Origin of the sequence: Stenotrophomonas maltophilia, from assembly GCF_900186865.1 — a bacterium.
In the GTDB taxonomy this organism is placed as follows: Bacteria; Pseudomonadota; Gammaproteobacteria; order Xanthomonadales; family Xanthomonadaceae; genus Stenotrophomonas; species Stenotrophomonas maltophilia.
On the sequence record NZ_LT906480.1, the window covers coordinates 1,973,203 to 1,996,418 of the forward strand.

Genomic DNA, 23,216 nt, shown 5'->3' on the forward strand with positions numbered 1-23,216 from the left:
CGCACAGCTGGGCCAGAAACGACTTAATCCCCTCCGTCCCCTTTTTCTGTCAGGCCACGCGTCGTGCCAGCGAGCGCGCAGACGCCGCGACGCCCAGCAGCAGCGCGGCCACGCACAGGAAGGCGAAGCCGAGGCTGGTGCCGTGTGCCAGTGCACCGATCGCTGCCGGACCGGCAAGGATGCCGGCGTAACCCAGCGTGGTGACTGCGGTGATGGCGATGCTCTCCGGCATCACCCGCTGCTGGCCGGCCATCGAGAACAATGCCGGCACGATGTTGGCGCAGCCCAGCCCGACCAGCACATAGCCCGCCAGCGCCACCGGGAACGAGGGCACCAGCGTGGCCAGGGTGAAACCTGCTGCGGCGGTGATGCCGCCGAAGACCAGGGTGCGGGTGCGGCCGAGGCGCTCGACGATGCCGTCGCCGAACAGGCGCATCGCGGTCATCGCCAGGGTGAACAGCGCGAAGCCGGCGCCGGCCTGGTCACGCGGCACTTGCCGCACTTCGGCCAGGAACACCGCGCTCCAGTCCAGCATCGAGCCTTCGGCGAGGAACACCACGAAGGCCAGCACGCCGATGAACAGCACCACGCCGTGCGGCAGCGCCAGCAGTGGGCCGTCGTGCAGGATCCGTTGCGGGCGCCAGTGCGGCGCCGACAGCACCGCGACCAGCAGCAGTGCCGCCACCGAAACCAGCGCGGCCAGCCACAGCGGTGTACCCAGGATCAGCAGGCCGGTCATGCAGCCTGCGCCGACGAAGCCACCGATGCTGTAGAAGGCGTGGAAGCCGGACATCATCGCGCGCCCGGCGTCGCGCTCGACCGCGACCGCCTGCATGTTCATCGCACAATCCAGCGCACCGACGCCGGCGCCGAACACGAACAGCGCCGCACCCAGCGCCACCGGCGAGGGCGCCAGCACCAGCAAGGGCAGGGCGCACAGCATCATCGCGCAGGTGATCACCATCACCCGGCGGCAGCCCAGCCGCCCGGTCAGCGCGCCCGCCAACGGCATCACCAGCAGCGAGCCGAGCCCAAGGCACAGCAGCACGGCGCCGAGGCTGGCGTCGGACAGCCCGGCCTTGGCCTTGGCGTAGGGCACCATCGGCGCCCATGCGGCGGTGGCGAATCCGGGAATGAAGAAGGCGGCGCGGGTGGCGTGCTGCTGGGCACGGGGGGATGAAGGCGTCATGCGCGATGCGAAGCTCCAGGGAACAGTCATGAAAACGATTTCAGACTGACTCGGCAAGTGCCATGCGCGACATCGGGCGACGCATACGATTGCAGTGACCCGATTGCGTCACCAGCGATTAACGCCACGCGCGGACAGTGGCTGCACGGTCTGCATTCCGCCGGCCGCTGCCGGAGACCTGTACATGAGCACGACACCGACCATCCTCCTCGTCCACGGCTTCTGGGGCGGGGCCGCACACTGGGCCAAGGTGATCCTGGAACTGCATCGCAACGGCCACGACCGTGTGCAGGCGGTGGAACTGCCACTGACCTCGCTGGCCGACGACGCAGGGCGCACCCGGAAAATGATCCGGCAGATTGACGGGCCGGTGCTGCTGGTCGGCCACTCCTATGGCGGCGCGGTGATCAGCCAGGCCGGTAACGAGCCCAACGTGAAGGGCCTGGTCTACATCGCCGCGTTCGCGCCTGATGCCGGCGAGAGTCCCGGTGGCATCACTCAGCAGCACCTGCCGGAGGCGGCGCCGAACCTGGCACCTGACAGTGATGGCTACCTGTGGCTGCGTGCGGACAAGTTCCATGAGAGCTTCTGCCAGGATCTGAGCGAGGACGAAGGCCGGGTGATGGCCGTTACCCAGAAGGCACCGCTGGCCAGCACCTTCGGTGATGCGGTCAGCGACCCGGCGTGGAAGCACATGCCGAGCTGGTACCAGCTGTCCCGCCACGACCACATGATCGCGCCGGAAAACCAGAAGGCCATGGCCGCAAGGATGCAGCCCAGGCGCCTGCTGGAGCTGGATGCGAGCCATGCCTCGCTGGCTTCGCAGCCGAAGGAAGTGACCGCGCTGATCCTGGAGGCCTGCGCCGCCATCGGCGGCTGATTCCGCGCCAGCGCTCCGCACGACAGCCGCGGCGCAGGGGAGTACACTCCTGCGCCGCGGCTGTCCGGCCGCGTCCCTCTCTTCCCTCCAGCCGCCGCCAGAGGATCCCACCCTATTGTGGAGGTCCCGCCGTGCTGTCTGTGCCTGTTGTCCATACGCCGTCCTCCTTGTCGCGTCGCCGCGCGTTGCCGCAGGCGCTGGCCCGGGGGTTGCTGATCGCTGCTCTGGGCAGCAGCGGTATTGCTGTTGCGCAGTCCAGTACGGATCCAGCCAAGGATTCGCAGGCGCCTGCATCACAGACCCTGCAGACCGTGCAGGTCACGGCCAACCTGCTCGGTACCATCACCGAGGGCAGCGGCGCCTATACGCCCGGCACTATTGCCACCGCGACCCGCCTGGTGCTGACGCCACGGCAGACCCCGCAGACCATCAGCGTGATCACCCGCGCACAGATGGATGACTTCGGCCTGCACGGCATCGACGACGTGATGCGGGTGACCCCCGGCATCAGCATCGTCACCTACGACAGCGAACGCACCGAGTACTACGCGCGTGGTTTCGCGATCCAGAACTTCCAGTACGACGGCATTCCGATGTCGCGCAATTCGGCGTACTCCGCCGGCAACACGCTCAGCGATACCGCCATCTACGACCGCATCGAAGTGCTCAAGGGCGCGACCGGCCTGTTGACCGGCATGGGCGATCCGGGTGCGACCATCAACCTGGTGCGCAAGAAGCCGGGCAAGGACTTCGCCGGCAGTGCTTCACTGGGTGTCGGCCGCTGGGACGACTACCGCGCCGAGCTCGATGTGGGGGGCCCGCTGACTGCCGATGGCCGCGTGCGTGGCCGTGCCGTGGGGGCCTGGGAAGACAAGCGCTCCAACCTGGACAACTACCAGCGAACCAGCAAGGTCGGCTATGCCGTGGTGGAAGCCGATCTGGGCGATCGCACGCTGCTGTCGGTCGGTGGCGACGTGATGGACAGCGACCCGAAGGGGTCGACGTGGGGCGGCATTCCGCTGCTGGACAGCGCCGGCAACTTCAACCGCATGCCGCGCTCGTTCAACAATGGTGCGCAATGGGCCGGCTGGCGCCAGTACGTGCGTACCGGTTTCACCACGTTGGAGCACACGTTCGCCAACGATTGGATTGCCAAGCTGCAGCTCAACCACCAGGTCAACGGCTATGACGCCGCACTGGCCGGTGCCGCCGCCGGCAATCCTGATCCGTTGACCGGCGAGGGCGTCAGCCTGTGGCTCGGCAAGTACGTTGGCAAGACCGTCAGCAATGCCGCCGACTTCTATGTGAGCGGGCGTTTCGGCCTGTTCGGGCGAGAGCATGAGCTGGTGGTCGGTGGCAGTGCCTCGCGCAAGCGCTGGACCAATACCGGCTACGGCCCGCAGGCGGGGTTCCCGGATACCGTGCCGGACTACAGGACCTGGAATGGCGACATTGCCGAACCGCAGTGGCAGCGCACCTATGACAACAATGAAGTGACCCGCGAGAATGGGCTGTACGTGGTTGGCCGCTTCGATCTGGCCGATCCGTTGAAGCTGATCGTCGGCAGCCGCCTGGCCAGTTACCGCTCGCCGGACACGCGAGAGACCGGCGTCCATGTGCCCTATGCCGGCGTGGTCTACGACCTCGGCGAGCATTACTCGGTGTATGCCAGCTACAGCACCATCTTCAAGCCGCAGGGCGAGCGTGACGAGCAGGGCAAGGCACTGGATCCACTGGAGGGCCGCAGCTACGAGGTTGGCCTGAAGGCTGAGTTCTTCGATGGACGCCTCAATGCCAGTGCGGCGCTGTTCCAGCTTGATCAGGACAACTTCGCCCAGCCCACCGGCGGCAAGACACCGGATGGCCAGGATGCCTACCGTGCCTTGATGGGCGTGCGGACCAAGGGTTACGAGCTTGAAATGTCGGGTCAGCTGGCCGACGGCTGGCAGGTGCAGGGTGGGTTCTCCCACAAGATTGCCCGCCAGGCGGGCACCAAGGTGACCACGCTGGAACCGGAGAACCAGTTCAGCCTGCACACCCGCTACCGTCTGCGTGGCGCCTGGCAGGGGCTGACGCTGGGTGGTGGCGCACGCTGGCAGGATTCGACTTTCGGCGAGATCACCAACCCGGCCACGCGGGGCAAGGTGGTGCATCGCACGCAGCCGTACTGGTTGCTCGATGCGATGGCGCGCTACCAGTTCAACGATCGCCTGTCGGCCACGGTCAACGTCAACAACCTGCTCGACAAGCGTTACTACACGATCTTCAACTGGTACAGCACCTACACCTGGGGCGAGCCGCGCAACGTGCGGTTGAGCTTGAATTACAGGTTCTGACGCAGATGCGCCCGCGATGCTCTGCAGCATCGCGGGCGATGTGGTTACAGCGGCAGGTCGAACACCAGCACTTCGGCATCGTTGCCGTTTTCCAGCGTCAGCTGGGCTTCGTCGCTGACCTGCAGCGCATCACCGGCTTCCAGGGTGATGCCGTTGACCTGCAGCTGCCCACGGGCCACCTGCACATAGGCGCCACGACCGTTGCCAAGCGCATGGTGCAGCTTCTGGCCGCCGTCGAGGATGGTGGCGAAGATGCGGGCATCCTGGTGGATGCGCAGCGAACCGTCGGCACCGTCCGGCGAAGCGATCAGGCGCAGCTGGCCGCGCTTGGTCTCCGGCGCGAAGTGGGTCTCCTCGTACGACGGCGTGATGTTCTCGGTGTCCGGGAAGATCCAGATCTGCAGGAAGTGCACGGTCTCGTCGGCGGAGTGATTGAACTCGCTGTGGGTGACGCCGCTGCCGGCGCTCATGCGCTGCACGTCGCCGTAGCGCAGCACCGAGCCGGTGCCCATCGAGTCCTTGTGTTCCAGCGCACCGCCCAGCACGTAGGAGATGATTTCCATGTTGCTGTGGCCGTGGGTGCCGAAGCCCTGGCCGCCGATCACCTTGTCTTCGTTGATCACCCGCAGCGGGCCGAAGCTGACGTAGCGCGGGTCGTAGTAGTTGGCGAAGGAGAAGGTATGGCGCGAGGACAGCCAGCCATGCTCGGCCAGGCCACGGGTAGCGCTCTTGCGGATCTGCAGCATGATGGAATCTCCTTGTTCGATGGTTTCGATGGGGCGGGGTGGGCTGGTAGCCGCTGTGTTTCCCCGTTGGAGAGAAGTATCCGCTTGCGCCTTGGGTTTGAAAAACGGATAGTTTTGACAGCCATCATCGAAAAATTCGAATGCTCAAGCTCAGTCTCGATGCCCTGCAGATCCTGGATGCCATCGACCGCCGCGGCTCCTTTGCTGGCGCCGGCAAGGCCCTGCACAAGGTGCCTTCGACCATCTCCTACACCGTGGCCAAGCTGGAGGAGGACCTGGGCGTTCAGCTGTTCGACAGGGTCGGTCCGCGCGCCGAGTCGACCGAGGCTGGCCGCGCGCTGCTGGACGAAGGCCGGCACCTGCTGCGCGCCGCCCGCGAGCTGGAACTGCGGGTGCGCCGGGTGGCGTCGGGCTGGGAGACCGAACTGACGCTGGCGGTGGATTCGGTGTTCCCGACCTGGCTGCTCGGCCCGGACATCGCCGCGTTTCGTGAGGCCGAGGCACCGACCCGGCTGCGATTGATCGGCGAGGCCCTGTCCGGCACCTGGGAGGCCCTGCTGGACCGCCGTGCCGACCTGCTGGTCGGCGCGCCGGGTGAGGGCCCCAGTGGCGGTGGTTACGTGGTCGAGCCGCTGGGCACGGTGGAGTTCGTGTTCGCGGTCGCGCCCGGTCATCCGTTGGCCGCAGTGCCGGGTGTGCTGGGTCGCGAGCAGCTGGTCGAGCACTGCGCGATCGCGGTCTCTGATTCCGCGCGCAGGCTGCTGCCGCGCACGGTCGGCTTGTTGATGGGGCAGGAGATGCTGACGGTGCCGGACATGGCCAGCAAACTGAAGCTGCAGTGCGAAGGCGTGGGCTTCGGCTTCCTGCCCGAGCCGTGCGCACGCGCTGCGGTGGCGCGCGGCCAACTGGTGATCCGCGAGGTGGAGGAACACAAGCCGGAAGAGACCTTCTGGCTGGCCTGGCGGACCGGCGAGGATGGTGCAGCACTGCGCTGGTGGCGCGAGCGCCTGCGCAGGCCGGAGCTGTTGTCGCAGTGGTGGCAGGCAATGGCCAGGGGGTAGGGGTTTGGCAGGGCTGCGCCCTGCACCCGCTACGATCCAGAGCAACAGCAACAGCAACAGCAACAGCAACTGCAACAGCAACAGCAACTGCAACAGCAACAGCAACAGCAGAAGCTGGTTTCCTGAGGGATGGCGGGGTGGGTCCGGTTGCGGGAGACGCCGTAAACCCGTCCTTGGGGGCTTGGCCGCGGCATCCATGCCGCGGACACTCCCGCAACCGGACCCACCCCGCCTTCGACAGTTTCCGCGATCTGTCGGAACGGCGTACTGCTCTGGTAGGTGTCGACCTTGGTCGACACGGTAGATCCACGCCATGCGTGGATGCTCTTCGATCAATTATCGAAATACTCGAACTCGATGGAGATTCATCCACGCATGGCGTGGATCCATCAGATTGCGGAAATCTGTCAGAGGTGGGGCGGCATGGGCAGGCAGGACCGTTGGCGGCATGGATGCCGCCATCGAGCCCCCATGGGTGAGGGCGCTTTGCTTGCGAAGCATTGCTTCGCAAGCGCCCGAACGCACAGCCGCCAGCGGCTGGGCCGGACCGCGGAGCGGGGTTTACGGCGTGTCCTGCGTGTCCATGCCGCCCCGCCAGCCCACGGAATGCCAGCTTTTGCCGTTGCCGTTGCCGTGGCCGTTGAGGTTGCCGGCCAGCGGCCGGCACTACCAGGATGCAGGGCGCAGCCCTGCCGAAAAACACGCATAAAAAAACAGCAGGCCGAGGCCTGCTGTTTCGGTGTAATGGTGCGCCCGGAGAGATTCGAACTCCCGACCGCCTGGTTCGTAGCCAGGTACTCTATCCAACTGAGCTACGGGCGCCAATTACATGAACTTGTTGTGCTGACTGTGTATGGTGCGCCCGGAGAGATTCGAACTCCCGACCGCCTGGTTCGTAGCCAGGTACTCTATCCAACTGAGCTACGGGCGCGCGGTACACAATCAAATTTTACTGCATTTCCAGCGGCGGATGCTGGAAACCTGTCGAGTGGTGCGCCCGGAGAGATTCGAACTCCCGACCGCCTGGTTCGTAGCCAGGTACTCTATCCAACTGAGCTACGGGCGCCCTGCGACAGGAGCGGAATTATGCGGATGTCGGCGCGTACCGTCAACAGTTTTGTGAAAATTTTCATCCAACTGAATGAAAAAGCTGTCAGCCACGGCATCAGGGGCCTTCAGCCACGCGAAATGATCGGCGCGCGTGCCCAGTTCCTGCGCGGACAGCACGCGCAGCTGCGCGTCCACATTCGGCAGCTTCGCCAGCAGCGTCTGCATCGATCCGGTGGGGGCCAACCAGTCGTGTTCCATCAGCACCGCCTGTGCGCTGCCATGCACACGCGCCATCTGCGCATCGAGGTCTTCGTCCATGCCGACGGCGGCGTAATGGTTGTTCAGGCCGACGCGCGCCCAGTCGGCAATCAGCCCGCGCGCTTCGGTGCCACCGAAGCCGAGGCGACGGCCATGCAGCACGCCCTGGCGCTGTGCGATCCACGGCAGGAAGCGGTAGACCAGCGGCAGCAGCCAGCCACGCGGTGGTGGGAATCCGCGCCAGAACGGTGAGCCGCTGGCGGCCAGCCACAGCCGGTTGAAGTGCTGCGGGTTGCGGCCGGCATGCACGCAGGCCAGCTGCCCGCCCAGGCTATGGCCGCCGATGATCCAGGGCAGGGCGTCGCCTTCGTCATCCGCTGCGGCCAGGACGGCCTGGCTGGTCGACAGATCCTGTTCGAGTACCTCGCGATAGCCCCAATCCTGCGTGCGTGACGGACGCAGCGAACTGCTGCCATTGCCTCGCCACTCATGCAGGTACACCGCCACGCCCTTCGCCGCCAGCGCCAACGCCAGTGGCAGGTAGTGACGTGCGGCCACGCCCAGCGCAGGCAACCACAGCAGGCGCGCGATGGGCTGTGCAGGCACGCAGGCGATCACTTCGTAGCGATGGCCATCAGCGCACTGCACGGCAAGGATGTCGGGTGTGAGGCTCATGCGTGTGGTGCCGCGCCGAAGTGATCCAGCACCAGCACCTCGCTGCGGCCGGGGGCATAGCCCTGCTGCAGGCCGCGTGCAACGTAGTCGATACCGGCTTCGCAGGCATTGGCCAGGCTCAAGCCGTTGCACAACTGCGCGGCGATGGCCGAGGCCAGCGTGCAGCCGGTGCCATGTGCGTCCAGGGGCAGGCGGGCGTGGATGAATTCTTCGCTGCTGACGCCGTCGAAGTAGCGATCGATCACGCGATTGCCCTCATGCAGGTGGCCACCCTTGAGCAGCACTGCGCCGGCACCGAGGTGGAGCAGGGCCGAGGCGGCCTGTTCTGCGTCTTCGCCGTTGCTGATCTTCCGGCCGACCAGCAGTTCTGCTTCCGGCGTATTGGGGGTGATCAGCGTGGCCAGCGGGATCAGGCGCTCACGCATGGCCTGCAATGCACTGTCTTCCAGCAGGCGTGCCCCACTGGTGGCGACCATCACCGGATCCAGCACCACGTGTGGCGGGCGGTGCTTTTCGAGTGCATCAGCGACGGCATGGATCACTTCGGCGTTGGCCAGCATCCCCAGCTTCACCGCGTGGATGTCGAAGTCGTCGAAGCAGGCATCCAGCTGCGCGCGCAGGAATTCGATGGGTGGCACGTGCACGGCGATGACGCCGCGGGTGTTCTGCGCGGTCAGTGCAGCAATCGCGGAAAGGCCATGCACGCGGTGTGCGGCGAAGGCCTTGAGGTCAGCCTGGATGCCGGCGCCACCGCCGGAGTCGGAGCCGGCGATGGTGAGGGCGGAAACGGGAGTGGTCGGGCTCATCGGTTGATTGTGCCGTGGTCCCGCAGGGGAAGGTAGATCCACGCCATGCGTGGATGTCCTTGATTCAACACCGCCAACGCGCCCATTGCTGGTACAGCACATAACCCAGCCCGGTCAGGCCAGTCAGCAGGGCGGGGGCGAGCAGGGCGTCGTACTGCCAGCGCATGAACAGCCAGGCGCCGAGGACGCCGCCGGCGAGGAAGCCGCTGATGATCAGGCCGCTGAGGGTCAGCCGCCGTACCTGCAGCGGCAGCCCACGCAGCAGGTGGCCGAGGCCGATGCCGAGGTCGGTGAACATGCCGCTGAGGTGGGTGGTGCGCACCACTGCGCCACTGAAGGTGGTGGCCATCGCGTTCTGCAGGCCGCAGGCCATGGCGGCGGCCAGCGCGCCCCAGATCTGGTGTTGTTCAAAGAGCGGAATGGCCACCAGCAGCAGCGCCGATTCCAGCGCCAGTGCCACGCCATAGCGCCGGCCCAGCTGCAGGGCGCTGTCCTGGATCAGCAGGCCGCTGAGCATCGCGCCCAGCGAGAACGCGATCAGCAGCCCCCACAGGTGCCCGACGGCGCGCCAGTCCCCCTGCGCCAGCGCCATGCCCAACTGGCTGGTACTGCCGGTCATGTGGCTGACCGCCTGGTGCTCGAAACCGAGGAAGCCGACCACGTTGACCATGCCGGCCACGCACGAGAGCGCGACCGCGCCGATCCAGACCCAGGTGGGCAGGCGTATTCCCATCGGCGGGGCCCCTCAGAGCTCGCCGAAGCCGCCGTTGAACTGCAGCTCGCTGAAGGTGTTGCTGGCCGGGTCGAACACCGCGCCCCAGAACTGCGTGCCGCCGTCACAGACGCGGATCGCTTCGCGCGCCGGATTGATGCCGCTGTCGTCGGGCAGGTGGAAGGCGTTGACGTAGATCAGCCGCTTGCCGGCGCTTTCGATGCCGACGTACTGGCGGTCGAAGTCCAGCACTTTTGGTACCTGTGCCTCCAACGACGACAGCTGTGCTTCCAGCTGATCGATCTGCTGCCGGCTGGGCGCCCAGTAGCCGCTGACCCGCCCGGCCTCGCGGCCGGGGCTGGCGCGCGAGCAGGTGTCGAGCACCTGCGCGGCGATGATCGGGCGGGTGACCACCCAGGACTGGCCGGTGCGCTCGGCGGTCGGCACACTGGCCGGGCCGCGCGTGGTGGTGCAGGCACCGAGCACGGCTGCGAGGGTGATCGCAGCCGTGGGCAGCAGCAGGCGGGTGCAGCGGTTCACAACACCTCCGAAGCGTAATCGGCCAGGCGCGAGCGTTCGCCTCGGCGCAGGGTGATGTGCGCACTATGCGGCCAGTTCTTGAAACGATCCACCGCGTAGGTCAGGCCCGAGGTGGTCTCGGTCAGGTACGGGGTGTCGATCTGCTCGACGTTGCCCAGGCAGACGATCTTGGTGCCGGGGCCGGCACGGGTGATCAGCGTCTTCATCTGCTTCGGGGTGAGGTTCTGCGCCTCGTCCAGGATCAGGTAGCGCGACAGGAAGGTACGGCCGCGCATGAAGTTCATCGAGCGGATCTTGATGCGGCTGGCCAGCAGGTCGTTGGTGGCCTGGCGGCCCCAGGTGCCGCCTTCCTGGTTGTGCGTGAGCACTTCCAGGTTGTCGGTCAGCGCGCCCATCCACGGCGTCATCTTCTCTTCCTCGGTACCCGGCAGGAAACCGATGTCCTCGCCGACGCTGACCGTGGCGCGGGTCATGATGATCTCGCGGTAGCGCTGCTGGTCCATCGTCTGCGCCAGCCCGGCGGCCAGTGCCAGCAGGGTCTTGCCGGTACCGGCGGTACCCAGCAGGGTGACGAAGTCGATCTCCGGATCCATCAGTGCGTTGAGCGCGAAGTTCTGCTCGCGGTTGCGCGCACTGATACCCCACACGGCGTGGCTGCCGTGGCGGAAATCATCGACCAGCGACAGCACTACCTTGCCGTCGCCGACCACGCGGCTGACGCGCAGTTCGACTTCGTCTTCGCCGGGCAGGTAGACGTACTGGTTCGGGTACCACTCCTCGCCGTCCTGCGCCTGGATTTCGTAATGGCTGCGGCCCTTGTCGCTCCAGCTGCGCAGGTCGTCGCCGTGGCGCTTCCAGAAGTCTTCCGGCAGCTCGGTGGCGCCGGTGTAGAGCAGGCTGAAATCGTCCAGCGCGCGGTCGTTTTCGTAGTCCTCGGACACGATGCCGGCGATGGCGGCCTTGATCCGCAGGTTGATGTCCTTGGAAACGAACACCACCGGCAGGTCCGGCGTTTCTTCCTTCAGCGCCAGGATCGCGCCAAGGATGGCATTGTCGGGAATGACCTTGCCAAAGCTCTTGCCCGCGTCGAAGTGGCTGGTCTGGAAGCGCAGCTTGCCGGCGCTCTGCTTGCCGCGCAGCTGCAGGCCGTTGGGGCGCTGCAGCGGAATGCCGTCGGCCAGGTTGTCCAGGCCGGATTCCTGCACCAGCTCGTTGAGGAAGCGGCTCACCTGGCGGGCGTTGCGGCTCGCTTCGGAGGTGCCCTTCTTGCCGTTGTCCAGCTCCTCGATCACCTGCATGGGCAGGTAGATGTCGTGCTCCTCGAATTTGAACAGCGCGGTCGGATCGTGCATCAGCACGTTGGTATCCAGCACGTAGATGCGCTTGCCTCGGGTCATCGTCGATTCCTGGTTACGGACAGGGAAAAACCACCACGGCCTGCTGCGGGGCAGGGTGATGGCAGACACAGTAGGCAGTGGGACTCACTTGGACTGGGAGGCCTTCAGTTCGGCGAGAACGGCATCGGCATGGCCGGCAACCTTGACCTTGCGCCAGGACTGCACGATGCGGCTGTCGGGGGAAATCAGGAAGGTGCTGCGTTCGATGCCACGTACCTGCTTGCCGTACATGTTCTTCATCTTGATCACGTCGAAGGCGCTGCACAGCGCTTCGTCGCCATCGCTGACCAGCGGGAAGTTGAAGCCCTGCCTGGCACAGAAGTTGTCGTGCGACTTCACCGAGTCGCGAGAGACGCCGAGCACGACCGCGCCGGCCTTCTTGAACTTCGGCAGCAGGGCGTTGAAGTCGATGCCTTCGGTGGTGCAGCCGGGAGTGCTGTCCTTGGGGTAGAAGTACAGCACCAGCCACTGGCCGGCATAGTCGCCGAGAGTGGCCTGGTTGCCACCGGACAGCGCCAGCGGCAGGGAGAGGGTGGTGCTGTCCAGGGTATCGCCGTTGTTCATGAGGTCCTTCTGTCGAGCCTGGGTTGTTTCTACGACAATTGCATGAAACGCCACGCGCCCGTGAGAGGCGCGCGAAAAATCCGCACTCCCAATCAGAATTTCATCGGGTCCATGATCGCGTCCAGGTTCAGGTGGTCGCAGAACTCAAGGAAATCGTCGCGCAGCGCGGCGATGTGCATGTTGGCCGGCACGCCGATGGTGACCTGTGCACTGAACATTTCCGCACCGGTCTGCATGGCGCGGTAGCGCGTGCTCTGCAGGTTCTCGATGGTGATGCCCTGGCGGTCGAAGAAATCGGCCAGCTGGAACAGGATGCCCGGCTTGTCGGCGGCGATCACTTCGACGATGTACGGCAGCAGGTTGGACTGCGCCTGCTTGGCCGCGGTGCGGTACCAGACCAGCTTCAGGCCTTCCTCGCGCTCCAGCCGGGTCAGCATCGCCTCGAGCTTGGCCACCGAGTCCCAGGAGCCGGTGGCCAGGGCGGTGACCGACACATCGCGGCCGACCGTGGCCAGGCGTGCGTCCACCAGATTGCAGCCGCTGTCGGCGATGCGGCGGGTGACGGACAGCAGGGGGGACTCCGGATGCGTCGTATAGGCGTTGATCAGGAGGTGGTTTTCGCTCGGCGCGGGGCGCGGGGTGGTGTCGGTCAAGGCGATTCCGGGTAATGCATGCGTTAGTCTGAATGCCCGCCAGAGGCGGGGATCCACCGGTGTCCAGCATACTTGCCCGTGCTTTCGCGCCGCAAGTAACATTCAGGTCGCCCCCGGCCTTTCGTGGCGGGCGTTTTCCCTTTCCAGCCAAGAGCAGCACGTCCTTGTCCCTTTCCGGCCTCATCACCGCGCTGGCGACCCCGTTCCGGGCCGACGGCGCCCTCGATCCCGACGGTTGGCAGCGCCTGCTGCACCTGCAACTGGAAGGTGGCGTCCATGGCGTTGTCGTTGCCGGCTCGACCGGCGAAGCGGCAACCCTCACCGATGCCGAGTACGACCTGCTGCTGGCCAGCGCGGTCGAACGCATTGGCGGCCGCATCCCGGTCATGGCCGGCACCGGCCTGTCCGGTACCGCCAAAACCATCGAACAGACCCGTCGTGCGGCCGCGCTTGGCGCCAGCCATGCACTGGTGGTCACCCCGCCTTACGTGAGGCCGACCCAGGCCGGCCTGATTGCCCATTATCGTGCGGTCGCCGACCAGGGCGGGTTGCCGGTCGTGCTGTACAACGTGCCCGGCCGTACCGGTTGCGACATGCAGCCGGAGACCGTGGCCGAACTGGCCAGCCACCCCAACATCGTCGGCATCAAGGAGGCGGTGGGCGACACCGGCCGGGTGCAGGCGCTGCTCGCACTGCGCAGCCCGCAGTTCGCCGTGCTCAGCGGCGACGACGGTACGGCCGCGCGTTCGATCCGGGCCGGTATCGACGGCCTGATCTCGGTCGGCTCCAATGTGCTGCCCGGCGCCTACCGCCGCATGTGCGAGCTGGCCGCCGCCCATGACCACGAAGCCACCGAGTCCTGGGATGCGCGCCTGCAGCCGTTCCATGATTTCTGCGGTGTTGAACCGAACCCGATTCCGGTCAAGGCGCTGCTGCGCCGTATCGGCATCGGCCATGACCTGCGCCTGCCGCTGCTGCCGCTGTCGGCGCCGCACCACGCGGCCGCCGACCATCTTGCCGGCGACATCGCCGCCCTTGAAGCCCTTTCCAGCCACTGACCTTTCGTCTTGGTCTGACCCAGGAGATTCACATGCGTCAATCCGTTTCCACTGTCCGCGTGCTGTCCTACGCCCTGCTTGCGGTGGCCGTTGCCGCCGGCACCACCGGCTGCTTCAAGCGTGGCGTCAAGGGCGACTATGCCCTGGCCCCGGAAATGCGTCCGCTGGAAGTGCCGCCGGACCTCAACCTGCCGGCCACCACCGGTGACAACAAGGTGCCGGCGCTGGTGTCGGCCACCAAGCCGGCAGCACCGGCGGCCGCGGCTCCGGCCGTTGGCAATACCGGTTTCACCATTGCTGGTGGCAAGGATGAAGCCTTCGCCAAGGTCGGTACCGCGCTGGAAGGCGTGGAGGGCGTGACCATCGCCAGCCGCGCCCAGCTGCTCGGCTCGTATGACGTGGCCTACGAAGGCAGCAACTTCCTGGTCCGCGTGGTCGCCGTCGATGCCGGCGCCTACATCTCCGCGGTCGACCCGCGTGGCCTGCCGGCCACCGCCGAAGCGCCGGTGAAGCTGATCGCCGCGCTGAAGGCGAAGCTGGCCCAGTAAGGGCTGCCTCTGGTAGAGGCTGGCCTTGGTCGGCGCTTCTGTGCCAACCAAGGTTGGCACCTACCGGATCGCAAGGTTGGCATGCCGTATCGCGAGGTTGGCATACCGGATCGCAAGGTTGGCATGCCGGATCTTGCGGTTGGCGTTCACCGGAAAACAGAAAAGGGCGCCCGTGGGCGCCCTTTTCGTTGCCGCCGTGGGCGCTTCAGCGCTCCAGCAGCTTCAGCTTGTCCGGCTTGCCATCCCATTCGCCGGCGTCGGCGGGCGGGTCCTTGCGCACGGTCAGCACCGGCCACTCCTTCGCCAGCTCGGCGTTGAGGGCGACGAAGCCTTCCTGGCCGGCGGGGACATCGTCCTCCGGGAAGATCGCATTGACCGGGCACTCCGGCTCGCAGAGGGTGCAGTCAATGCACTCATCCGGGTCGATCACCAGGAAGTTCGGGCCTTCGTGGAAGCAATCCACGGGGCACACTTCCACGCAATCGGTGTGTTTGCACTTGATGCAGTTTTCGGTGACGACAAAGGGCATGGGCTGGGGGTGGATCGATTCCTGAACCCGCCAATTCTAGAACAGGTTGGCCCCCGCTGTCGGCGCGGGGCGGAAATCGGGCGTCTGGCAGGCGCGGCCGTGGCAGTCATTGGCGGCAGGGCGGGGCCTGTGCGACGCTGCGGGTCAGCCGGCTGCGTCGGGTGGCCGGCCCCCTTCCCAGCAGGATCGTCAATGTCACCAGCCCAGCCCAGCATCGCACTCCATGGCGGTGAGAACACTGCATTCATCGTCCTGATCAGCTGCGTGGCCACGCTCGGTGGATTCCTGTTCGGCTTCGACAGTGGTGTCATCAATGGCACCGTCGATGGCCTGCGTCAGGCCTTCAACTCCAGCGAGGCGGCGCTCGGTTTCGAAGTCGCCTCGATGCTGCTGGGCTGCGCGATCGGTGCGTTCCTGGCCGGCTGGCTGGGCGACCGCCTGGGACGCCGCGGCGTCCTGATCGTGTCGGCGCTGATGTTCCTGGTTTCGGCGCTGGGCGCCGGCGCAGCCCACGCCTCGTGGCTGTTCATCGCGGCCCGCGTGCTGGGCGGCTTTGCAGTAGGGGCGGCCAGCGTGATGTCGCCGGCCTACATCGCCGAGGTGGCCTCGGCGCGCTATCGCGGGCGCCTGGCCACAGTGCAGCAGATGGCGATCATCTGCGGCCTGTTCGCGGCGTTCCTCAGCAACTACCTGCTGGCCCGCGCCGCCGGGGCGTCGACCGAGCCGTTGTGGCTGGGTCATGAGGCCTGGCGCTGGATGTTCTGGATGCAGGCGCTGCCGTCGGGGCTGTTCCTGCTGTTGTTGCTGGTGATTCCGGAAAGCCCGCGCTTCCTGGTCCTGAAGGGGCGCCAGCAGCAGGCGAGGGCGGTGCTCGCGCGGCTGTACGGCGAGGCCGCAGCGGCGGCCAAGCAGGCCGAGATCGAAACCAGCCTGGCCCAGGACCAGCACAAGCCGCGCTTCAGCGACCTGCGCGACACGGTCAGCCGCAAGCTGCGGCCGATCCTGTGGGTGGGTATTGGCCTGGCCATGTTCCAGCAGCTGGTCGGCATCAACGTGGTGTTCTACTACGGCGCAGTGCTGTGGCAGGCGGTCGGCTTTTCGGAAAGCGACGCGCTGTTGATCAACGTGCTGTCCGGTGGGCTGAGCATCGGTGCCTGCCTGCTGACGGTGCTGTTGATCGACCGCATCGGGCGCAAGCCGCTGCTGTGGATCGGCTCGGTCGGCATGTCGGTGGCGCTGGTGCTGATGGTGGTCGCGTTCGCCAGTGGAAGCCTGCCCGACGGTCGACTGCAGTTGTCCGACGGCATGGGCCGGCTGGCGCTGGTCGCGGCCAATGTCTACGTGGTGTTCTTCAACATGTCCTGGGGCCCGGTGATGTGGGTGATGCTGGGCGAGATGTTCCCCAACCAGATCCGCGGCCCGGCGTTGGCTGTTGCCGGTGCGGCGCAGTGGACGTCGAATTTCGCGATCACCGTGACCTTCCCGATGCTGCTGGCCGGCATCGGCCTGGCCGGCGCCTATGGCATCTACACGGTGGCGGCCATCCTCTCGATCGTCTTCGTGGTCCGCTACGTGCGCGAGACCAAGGGCAAGGAGCTGGAGCAGATGGAAGGCTGACGGCGACTGGCTTCGGTTGCGTTCCGTTGGCGCCTGCTTGTCCAGAGTGTGAGGGGGCAGGCCGCCCTCTCCAGGACACGCAAGAGCCCCCATGGATGGGTTTACGGCGTGTCCTGCCCTGGGTGACCCCACCGGCTCAAGCCGATTGCAGGGGGGCGCCAAAGCGACCAACCCGACCGCAACCACTGCAATCCCGGAAAACAGAAAAGCCCGCACAAGGCGGGCTTTTTCGGTTCCTGCTGCGGCGACTGGCGCTCCCTAGGGGACTCGAACCCCTGTTTTAGCCTTGAGAGGGCCACGTCCTAACCACTAGACGAAGGGAGCGTAACTGTGTCGCTGCCGAGGCAGGAGCGCTAGTATATGCACCTCGATGCCATTGGGCAATCCCGAAACTTCAACCGGAAGCGCCAACATCATTTCCTCTGCTACATCACCGTTCAGCCTGCGCGTCATCCCGCGCGACCAGCACACGATCTCCCGCAAGGACATCAGCCCGAACGCCCTGCGCGTGCTTTATCGCCTGCGCGATGCCGGCTTCGGCGCCTACCTTGTCGGCGGCGCGGTGCGCGACCTGCTGGTCAATGGCCAACCCAAGGATTTCGACGTGGCCACCGACGCCACGCCCGAACAGGTCAAGCAGCTGTTCCGCAACTGCCGCCTGATCGGCCGCCGTTTCCGCCTCGCCCACGTTGTGTTCGGCCGCGAGATCATCGAAGTCGCCACCTTCCGCGCCAACAGCGATGACGGCAGTGGCGACCGCGAGATGGAAAACGGCATGCTTGTGCGCGACAACGTGTACGGCACCATCGAAGACGACGCCGTCCGCCGCGACTTCACCTGCAACGCCCTGTACTACGCCATCGAGGACTTCTCGGTGCGTGATTACACCGGTGGCTTCGAAGACGTGCAGGCGCGCCTGATGAAGCTCATCGGCGACCCGGTACAGCGCTACCAGGAAGACCCGGTGCGCATGCTGCGCGCCGTGCGCCTGGCGGCCAAGCTCGGCTTCCAGATCGAAGAGGGCACCGCCGCGCCGATCCCGCAGCTGGCTGGCCTGCTCAACGAAGCCGCGCCGGCACGCCTGTTCGAGGAAGTGCTGAAGCTGTTCCTGTCCGGGCACGGCGTGGCCAGCTTCGAAGGCCTGGAGCGCTACGGTCTGCTCGACGTGCTGTTCCCGGAAAGCGCCAGGGCGTTGAAGTCCAACCGCACCGGCGCGCTGCGCCGCATGCTGGTAGAGGGCCTGGCCAATACCGATGCCCGCGTGGCCAACGACGAGCCGGTCTCGCCGGCGTTCCTGTTCGCGCTGTTGCTGTGGCCGGCGTTCTGCCGCGCCCAGGCGACCCTGCTCAAGCAGGGCGTGGCGCCGGAAGAGGCGCAGCGTCGTGCCGCCGACCGCGTCACCGTGCAGCAGCTGAGCACCATCGCGCTGCCGCGCCGCTTCTCGCTGCCGATGCAGGAAATCTGGCTGCTGCAGTCGCGTTTCAGCTCGCGCCAGCGCAAGCGCGTGTTCCGCACGCTCACCCATCCGCGCTTCCGCGCCGCGTTCGACTTCCTCAGCCTGCGCCAGGTGGCCTCGGCCGAGCACGCTGCCGATGTTGAATTCTGGCGCGAGGCACAGGCCCAGTCCGGCCGCGAGCTGGAATCGTCGCTGGACGCGATGCACAGCGAAGAGGGCGATGACGAGAACGGAGCACCGCTCAAGCGTCGCCGTCGTCGCCGCCGCCCGGGGGCCTCGGCCGGTGCAGCTGGCGAATAAGCAATGATGCCAGCGTGGATCGGCCTCGGCGCCAACCTCGGCGATGCGGCCACGACTGTCGGCGCGGCGATCACTGCGCTGGACGGCCTGCCTGGGACCCGCGTGCTGCAGGCCTCGCGCCTGTACGCAACGCCGGCCTGGGGCAATGAAGACCAGCCACCGTTCGTCAACGCGGTGGCCGCGGTCGAAACGTCACTGGCAGCCGATGAACTGCTGCAGGCGATGCTGGCGCTGGAGCAGCGCTTTGGTCGCGTGCGCGATCCGGCGGTGCACTGGGGGCCGCGCGCGCTGGACCTGGACCTGCTGCTGTATGGCGCGCAGGTGCTCGACCAGCCCGGCCTGCAGGTGCCGCACCCCTACATGCACGAGCGTGCCTTCGTGCTGGTGCCGCTGGCCGAAATCGCGCCGGATCTGGCCATCCCCGGCCATGGCCGCGTGCGGGATGCAGTGATGCGGGTGGATGCCTGCGGGATCGCGCCGATAGGGTGATAATGCCCGGGTTATCTCCCCCGGTTATCAGCACATGAGCACCCACGCAGACAGCAAGCCCTGGACCGTTCCCGCCCTGGCCGAGGCCAAGCGCAATGGCCAGAAGCTGGTCATGTTGACCGCCTACGACGCTGGCTTTGCCCGCACCTTCGATGCCAATGGTGTCGACCTGATCCTGATCGGCGATTCGCTGGGCATGGTCGTGCAGGGCCATGATTCGACCCTGCCGGTGACCGTGGCCGACATGGTCTACCACACCCGCGCCGTGGCCCGTGTGCTGCAGCGCGCGCTGCTGGTGGCCGACCTGCCGTTCGGTGCCGATGCCACTCCGGAGCGCGCGCTGGATGCTTCGCTGCAGCTGCTGCAGGCCGGTGCCGAGATGGTCAAGATCGAAGGTGCCGGCTTCAAGGTCGACATCATCCGCTACCTGGTTGAGCGTGAGATTCCGGTCTGTGCGCATCTGGGCCTGACCCCGCAGTCGGTGCTGCGCCTGGGCGGCTTCAAGATCCAGGGCCGCGGCGATGCCGCGCGCCAGCTGGTGGAAGATGCCAGGGCCGTGGCCGCTGCCGGCGCCAGCATCATGGTGCTTGAGTGCGTGCCGACCCCGGTTGCCGCCGAGGTGACCGCTGCGGTGGAGGTGCCGACCATCGGCATCGGTGCCGGCCCGCAGTGCGACGGCCAGGTGCTGGTGCTGCACGATTTCCTCGGCCTGGACAGTGGCCATCGCCGCCCCAAGTTCGTCAAGGATTTCCTTGCCGAAGGCGGTTCGGTGGCCGGTGCCACCCGCGCCTACGCCGACGCCGTGCGCGACGGCAGCTTCCCCGACGAACAGCACGCTTACGCCTCATGATCCAGACCTTCAACGAGCTCGGCGCATTGCGCGGGCAGATCGCCCAGTGGAAGCGCGAGGGCCTGCGCGTGGCGCTGGTGCCCACCATGGGCAACCTTCACGGTGGCCATCATTCGCTGGTGACCCTGGCCCGCCAGTACGCCGACAAGGTGGTGGCAAGCATCTTCGTCAACCCGACCCAGTTCGGGCCGAACGAGGATTTCAGTCGCTATCCGCGTACGCCCGAGGCCGATGTGGCCGGGCTTGAGCAGGTCGGCTGCGATGCGGTGTGGCTGCCCAGCGTCGAGGCCATGTACCCGCTGGGCGTGGACAAGACCACGCAGATGCACGCGCCCGGCGTGAGCGAGGTGCTGGAAGGTGCCAGCCGCCCGGGCCACTTCGATGGCGTCTGCACCGTGGTGGCGCGCCTGTTCCTGCAGGTGCAGCCGGACGTGGCCGTGTTCGGCCGCAAGGACTACCAGCAGCTGGCGGTGATCCGGCAGATGGTGGCTGAGCTGTCGTTCCCGATCCAGATCGTCGGCGCGGACATCGTGCGCGACGAGGATGGTCTGGCCAAGAGTTCGCGCAACCAGTACCTGAGCGCCGAACAGCGCCCGGTCGCGACCACCATCCACCGCACCCTGCTGGGCATGCGCGAAGGCTACGTGGCCGGGCAGGCGCGTGATCGCATCGAGGCCGATGCCACGGCGGCATTGCAGGCGGCCGGTTTCCAGGTCGACTATGCGGTGCTGCGCACCCCGGAGCTGGCCGAGCCGACGTTCGATGGCGGTGGCCGCGTAGCGCTGATCGCCGCGCGCCTGGGCTCCACCCGCCTGATCGACAACCTGGAGTTCTGAGCCGCATGCGGCCCGGGGGCGCCCACAATGGGCGCCTCGCACCTTCCCATGGACGGGAGAACGGCAATGAAGACACCCTCCACTGACGCTGGTCGGCTTGCGCAGGCGTTGATCCTGGCCGTGCTGGCTGCCGGCATGCTGCCGGCGCAGCTGTTTGGCGGCCTGTTGTTCGCGCTCGAATTCAGGCGCACGCCGATGCCCGCGCTCACCGGCGGTGGACTGATGTTCGGGCTGGGTGTCTGCGTCGCCATCGCGATGTTCCTGCCGATGGCGCTGCTCCCGCGATCTCGGCGGCTCCTGCGCCGGACCCGCTTCGTGCTTGCAGGGGCTGCTCTGGGCGCGCTGGCCGTGGCCATCCATGAATGGCCGGGCGCGATCCATGGGCCGCTGCTGCAGCGCCTGCGCTATGTGGATACCTTCGATGTGATCAGCTATGGGCTGACGGTGTTGGCTGCAGGGGGCCTGGGCCTGGCCTCCGGGCTGGCCTTCCATACGGTGTTCAGGCTGTCACTGCAGGGCGGTGCCCTCCATGCCACGGCGCCGCCGCCGGGCGAGGGCGCCTGAACGGCCTTCAGCGTCCTGCCGCAGGCCCCTGACGACGGCCAAGCGGGTGCTAGAATCCGCTCTTTCCTTTGCCGTTGCAGCGCCCCCATGCACCTGTCCCTGCTCAAGACCAAGATCCACCGCGCCACCGTCACCCATTCCGAGCTGAACTACGAAGGCTCGATCGCCATCGATGACAACCTGCTGGCTGCCACCGGCATCCGCGAGTTCGAGCAGGTGCACATCTGGGACGTGACCAACGGTGCGCGCTTCTCGACCTATGCCATCCGTGCCGAAGCCGGCAGCGGCGTTGTATCGCTCAACGGTGGCGCCGCGCGCCACGTGCAGGTCGGTGACATCATCATCATTGCCGCGTTCGCCAGCATGACCGAGCAGGAAGCCGACAGCTTCAAGCCGAAGCTGGTGTACGTTGATGGCAAGAACCAGATCACCCACACCAACGACACGATCCCGACCCAGGCCGCATGACAACGAACAACGGATTCGACTCGCTGCATTCCCACGCCCAGCGCCTGAAGGGCGCAAGCATCCCCGGCCTGCTCGCCGCCGAACCCGGCCGCGTGCAGGACCTGGCGCTGCGGGTCGGTCCGTTGTACGTCAACTTCGCCCGGCAGAAATACGATGCCGCGGCGTTGCAGGCATTGCTGGCGCTGGCTGCCGACCGTGATGTCGGTGGTGCCATCACCCGCCTGTTCCGTGGCGAGCAGGTCAACCTGACCGAAGGTCGCGCCGCGCTGCACACCGCACTGCGCGGCGACGTGGTCGATGCGCCGGTGGCGGCCGAGGCCTATGCCACCGCGCGCGAGATCCGCCAGCGCATGGGCGTGCTGGTGCGCGCGCTGGAAGACAGTGGCGTCACCGACGTGGTCAGCGTCGGCATCGGTGGTTCCGACCTTGGCCCGCGCCTGGTCGCCGACGCGCTGCGTCCGGTCAGCGGTGCGCGCCTGCGCGTGCATTTCGTATCGAACGTGGACGGCGCGGCCATGCAGCGTACGCTGGCCACGCTGGATCCGGCCAAGACCGCCGGCATCCTGATCTCCAAGACCTTCGGCACCCAGGAAACCCTGCTCAACGGCCAGATCCTGCACGACTGGCTGGGGGGCAGCGACCGCCTGTACGCGGTCAGTGCCAATCCGGAACGTGCCGCCAAGGCCTTTGCCATCGCCGCCGATCGTGTGCTGCCGATGTGGGATTGGGTCGGCGGCCGCTATTCGCTGTGGTCTGCGGTCGGTTTCCCGATCGCGCTGGCGATCGGCTTCGAGCGCTTTGAACAGCTGCTGGAAGGTGCTGCGCAGATGGATGCGCATGCGCTGGATGCACCGCTGGAGCGCAACCTGCCGGTGCTGCACGGCCTGACCGACATCTGGAACCGCAACCTGCTGGGCCATGCCACGCATGCGGTGATGACCTACGACCAGCGCCTGGCGCTGTTGCCGGCCTACCTGCAGCAGCTGGTGATGGAAAGCCTGGGCAAGCGTGTGCAGCGTGATGGCCAGCCGGTCACCACCGATACCGTGCCGGTGTGGTGGGGCGGGGCGGGCACCGATGTGCAGCACAGCTTCTTCCAGGCACTGCACCAGGGCACCAGCATCGTTCCGGCCGACTTCATCGGCTGCGTGCACAACGACGATCCCTACACGATCAATCATCAGGCCCTGCTGGCCAATCTGCTGGCGCAGACCGAAGCACTGGCCAATGGCCAGGGCAGCGACGACCCGCACCGTGATTACCCGGGCGGCCGCCCGAGCACGCTGATCCTGCTCGACGCGCTGACCCCGCAGGCGCTGGGTGCGCTGATCGCCATGTACGAACACGCCGTGTACGTGCAGTCGGTGATCTGGAACATCAACGCCTTCGACCAGTTCGGTGTCGAACTGGGCAAGCAGCTGGCCAGCGGCCTGCTGCCGGCACTGCAGGGCGAGGATGTGGCCGTTGCCGACCCGATGACCCGCGAGATCCTTGCGCAGCTGAAGCGCTGAGGCTCTGGTAGTGCCGGCCGCTGGCCGGCAACCTCATGAACGATTGAAGCATCACCTGGATGCCGGCCAGCGGCCGGCACTACCGGAGCGGATGGGTTGCCGGCCAGCGGCCGGCACTACCAG

At 66.6% G+C, this 23,216-nt stretch carries 23 protein-coding genes and 4 tRNA genes; 13 read left to right on the forward strand and 14 right to left on the reverse strand.

Going from position 1 to position 23,216, the window contains the following annotated elements; translation table 11 throughout:
• Positions 1 to 49: 49 nt before the first annotated feature.
• The gene (locus CKW06_RS09490; RefSeq protein ID WP_024957581.1) at positions 50 to 1,189 is read right to left on the reverse strand and encodes an MFS transporter; all 1,140 of its coding nucleotides are present in this window, start codon (positions 1,187 to 1,189) and stop codon (positions 50 to 52) included.
• Between the two features lie 184 nt (positions 1,190 to 1,373).
• Between CKW06_RS09490 and CKW06_RS09495 the strand changes: the two genes are divergently transcribed.
• Both CKW06_RS09495 and CKW06_RS09500 read left to right on the forward strand, forming a co-directional pair.
• Positions 1,374 to 2,069, forward strand: coding sequence for an alpha/beta hydrolase (locus tag CKW06_RS09495; protein ID WP_024957582.1), 696 nt, complete (start codon positions 1,374 to 1,376; stop codon positions 2,067 to 2,069).
• A 131-nt stretch (positions 2,070 to 2,200) separates the two neighbouring features.
• Complete coding sequence (locus tag CKW06_RS09500) at positions 2,201 to 4,405, forward strand: TonB-dependent siderophore receptor (protein ID WP_024957583.1); 2,205 nt, start codon at positions 2,201 to 2,203, stop codon at positions 4,403 to 4,405.
• A gap of 44 nt (positions 4,406 to 4,449) precedes the next feature.
• On the opposite strand, the gene CKW06_RS09505 is transcribed toward CKW06_RS09500, so the two are convergent.
• Complete coding sequence (locus CKW06_RS09505; RefSeq protein ID WP_005409043.1) at positions 4,450 to 5,151, reverse strand: pirin family protein; 702 nt, start codon at positions 5,149 to 5,151, stop codon at positions 4,450 to 4,452.
• 140 nt (positions 5,152 to 5,291) lie between these two features.
• Between CKW06_RS09505 and CKW06_RS09510 the strand changes: the two genes are divergently transcribed.
• Positions 5,292 to 6,212: a LysR family transcriptional regulator gene (locus CKW06_RS09510; RefSeq protein ID WP_024957584.1), complete on the forward strand. Its 921-nt coding sequence runs from the start codon at positions 5,292 to 5,294 to the stop codon at positions 6,210 to 6,212.
• A gap of 745 nt (positions 6,213 to 6,957) precedes the next feature.
• Here the strand turns inward: CKW06_RS09510 and CKW06_RS09520 are convergent.
• From CKW06_RS09520 to CKW06_RS09565, 10 genes are all read right to left on the reverse strand, one after another.
• Positions 6,958 to 7,034, reverse strand: a tRNA-Arg gene (locus CKW06_RS09520).
• 32 nt (positions 7,035 to 7,066) lie between these two features.
• Positions 7,067 to 7,143, reverse strand: a tRNA-Arg gene (locus CKW06_RS09525).
• 58 nt (positions 7,144 to 7,201) lie between these two features.
• Positions 7,202 to 7,278, reverse strand: a tRNA-Arg gene (locus CKW06_RS09530).
• On the reverse strand, positions 7,269 to 8,195 hold the full coding sequence (locus CKW06_RS09535; protein WP_024958634.1) for an alpha/beta hydrolase family protein: 927 nt from the start codon (positions 8,193 to 8,195) through the stop codon (positions 7,269 to 7,271). The genes CKW06_RS09530 and CKW06_RS09535 overlap by 10 nt, the downstream gene beginning before the upstream one ends.
• Positions 8,192 to 9,001 carry a bifunctional hydroxymethylpyrimidine kinase/phosphomethylpyrimidine kinase gene (thiD, locus tag CKW06_RS09540; protein ID WP_024958633.1) on the reverse strand — a complete coding sequence of 270 codons (810 nt, stop codon included), beginning with the start codon at positions 8,999 to 9,001 and terminating at the stop codon, positions 8,192 to 8,194. The genes CKW06_RS09535 and thiD overlap by 4 nt, the downstream gene beginning before the upstream one ends.
• Positions 9,002 to 9,065: 64 nt before the next feature.
• A complete protein-coding gene (locus CKW06_RS09545) occupies positions 9,066 to 9,734 on the reverse strand; it encodes a YoaK family protein (protein WP_024958632.1) in 669 nt (222 codons plus the stop codon).
• Positions 9,735 to 9,746: 12 nt separating this feature from the next.
• Positions 9,747 to 10,253, reverse strand: coding sequence for a hypothetical protein (locus tag CKW06_RS09550; protein ID WP_024958631.1), 507 nt, complete (start codon positions 10,251 to 10,253; stop codon positions 9,747 to 9,749).
• Positions 10,250 to 11,650, reverse strand: a complete 1,401-nt coding sequence (locus CKW06_RS09555) for a PhoH family protein (protein ID WP_005409049.1) — start codon at positions 11,648 to 11,650, stop codon at positions 10,250 to 10,252. The genes CKW06_RS09550 and CKW06_RS09555 overlap by 4 nt, the downstream gene beginning before the upstream one ends.
• 84 nt (positions 11,651 to 11,734) lie before the next feature.
• Complete coding sequence (locus CKW06_RS09560) at positions 11,735 to 12,214, reverse strand: peroxiredoxin (protein WP_024958630.1); 480 nt, start codon at positions 12,212 to 12,214, stop codon at positions 11,735 to 11,737.
• A gap of 92 nt (positions 12,215 to 12,306) precedes the next feature.
• Positions 12,307 to 12,867 carry a glycine cleavage system transcriptional repressor gene (locus CKW06_RS09565; protein ID WP_005409051.1) on the reverse strand — a complete coding sequence of 187 codons (561 nt, stop codon included), beginning with the start codon at positions 12,865 to 12,867 and terminating at the stop codon, positions 12,307 to 12,309.
• Positions 12,868 to 13,031: 164 nt separating this feature from the next.
• On the opposite strand from CKW06_RS09565, the gene dapA reads away from it, so the two are divergent.
• A complete protein-coding gene (gene dapA, locus CKW06_RS09570; RefSeq protein WP_005409052.1) occupies positions 13,032 to 13,925 on the forward strand; it encodes a 4-hydroxy-tetrahydrodipicolinate synthase in 894 nt (297 codons plus the stop codon).
• Positions 13,926 to 13,957: 32 nt separating this feature from the next.
• The gene (locus CKW06_RS09575; protein WP_005409053.1) at positions 13,958 to 14,473 is read left to right on the forward strand and encodes a hypothetical protein; all 516 of its coding nucleotides are present in this window, start codon (positions 13,958 to 13,960) and stop codon (positions 14,471 to 14,473) included.
• A 205-nt stretch (positions 14,474 to 14,678) separates the two neighbouring features.
• Here CKW06_RS09575 and fdxA read toward each other — a convergent pair whose 3' ends face one another.
• Positions 14,679 to 15,002: a ferredoxin FdxA gene (gene fdxA, locus CKW06_RS09580; RefSeq protein ID WP_005409054.1), complete on the reverse strand. Its 324-nt coding sequence runs from the start codon at positions 15,000 to 15,002 to the stop codon at positions 14,679 to 14,681.
• A 192-nt stretch (positions 15,003 to 15,194) separates the two neighbouring features.
• Between fdxA and CKW06_RS09585 the strand changes: the two genes are divergently transcribed.
• Positions 15,195 to 16,619 (forward strand): sugar porter family MFS transporter, encoded by a 1,425-nt coding sequence (locus tag CKW06_RS09585; RefSeq protein ID WP_024958629.1) that lies wholly within the window; start codon positions 15,195 to 15,197, stop codon positions 16,617 to 16,619.
• A gap of 249 nt (positions 16,620 to 16,868) precedes the next feature.
• Here the strand turns inward: CKW06_RS09585 and CKW06_RS09590 are convergent.
• Positions 16,869 to 16,943 (reverse strand) — tRNA-Glu (locus CKW06_RS09590).
• 52 nt (positions 16,944 to 16,995) lie between these two features.
• Between CKW06_RS09590 and pcnB the strand changes: the two genes are divergently transcribed.
• The 7 genes from pcnB to pgi all read left to right on the forward strand — a co-directional run bounded on the left by pcnB (position 16,996) and on the right by pgi (position 23,093).
• On the forward strand, positions 16,996 to 18,375 hold the full coding sequence (pcnB, locus tag CKW06_RS09595; RefSeq protein ID WP_024958628.1) for a polynucleotide adenylyltransferase PcnB: 1,380 nt from the start codon (positions 16,996 to 16,998) through the stop codon (positions 18,373 to 18,375).
• 3 nt (positions 18,376 to 18,378) lie between these two features.
• Entirely contained in the window at positions 18,379 to 18,864 is a 486-nt protein-coding gene (gene folK, locus CKW06_RS09600) for a 2-amino-4-hydroxy-6-hydroxymethyldihydropteridine diphosphokinase (protein WP_005409057.1), read from the forward strand.
• 34 nt (positions 18,865 to 18,898) lie between these two features.
• Entirely contained in the window at positions 18,899 to 19,714 is an 816-nt protein-coding gene (panB, locus tag CKW06_RS09605) for a 3-methyl-2-oxobutanoate hydroxymethyltransferase (RefSeq protein WP_005409058.1), read from the forward strand.
• Positions 19,711 to 20,550 (forward strand): pantoate--beta-alanine ligase, encoded by an 840-nt coding sequence (panC, locus tag CKW06_RS09610; protein WP_005409059.1) that lies wholly within the window; start codon positions 19,711 to 19,713, stop codon positions 20,548 to 20,550. Before panB ends, panC begins: the two co-directional genes overlap by 4 nt.
• 66 nt (positions 20,551 to 20,616) lie before the next feature.
• The gene (locus tag CKW06_RS09615; RefSeq protein WP_024958627.1) at positions 20,617 to 21,114 is read left to right on the forward strand and encodes a hypothetical protein; all 498 of its coding nucleotides are present in this window, start codon (positions 20,617 to 20,619) and stop codon (positions 21,112 to 21,114) included.
• A gap of 87 nt (positions 21,115 to 21,201) precedes the next feature.
• Complete coding sequence (gene panD / locus CKW06_RS09620; protein ID WP_005409061.1) at positions 21,202 to 21,582, forward strand: aspartate 1-decarboxylase; 381 nt, start codon at positions 21,202 to 21,204, stop codon at positions 21,580 to 21,582.
• The gene (gene pgi / locus CKW06_RS09625) at positions 21,579 to 23,093 is read left to right on the forward strand and encodes a glucose-6-phosphate isomerase (protein ID WP_024958626.1); all 1,515 of its coding nucleotides are present in this window, start codon (positions 21,579 to 21,581) and stop codon (positions 23,091 to 23,093) included. The genes panD and pgi overlap by 4 nt, the downstream gene beginning before the upstream one ends.
• Positions 23,094 to 23,216 lie beyond the last annotated feature (123 nt).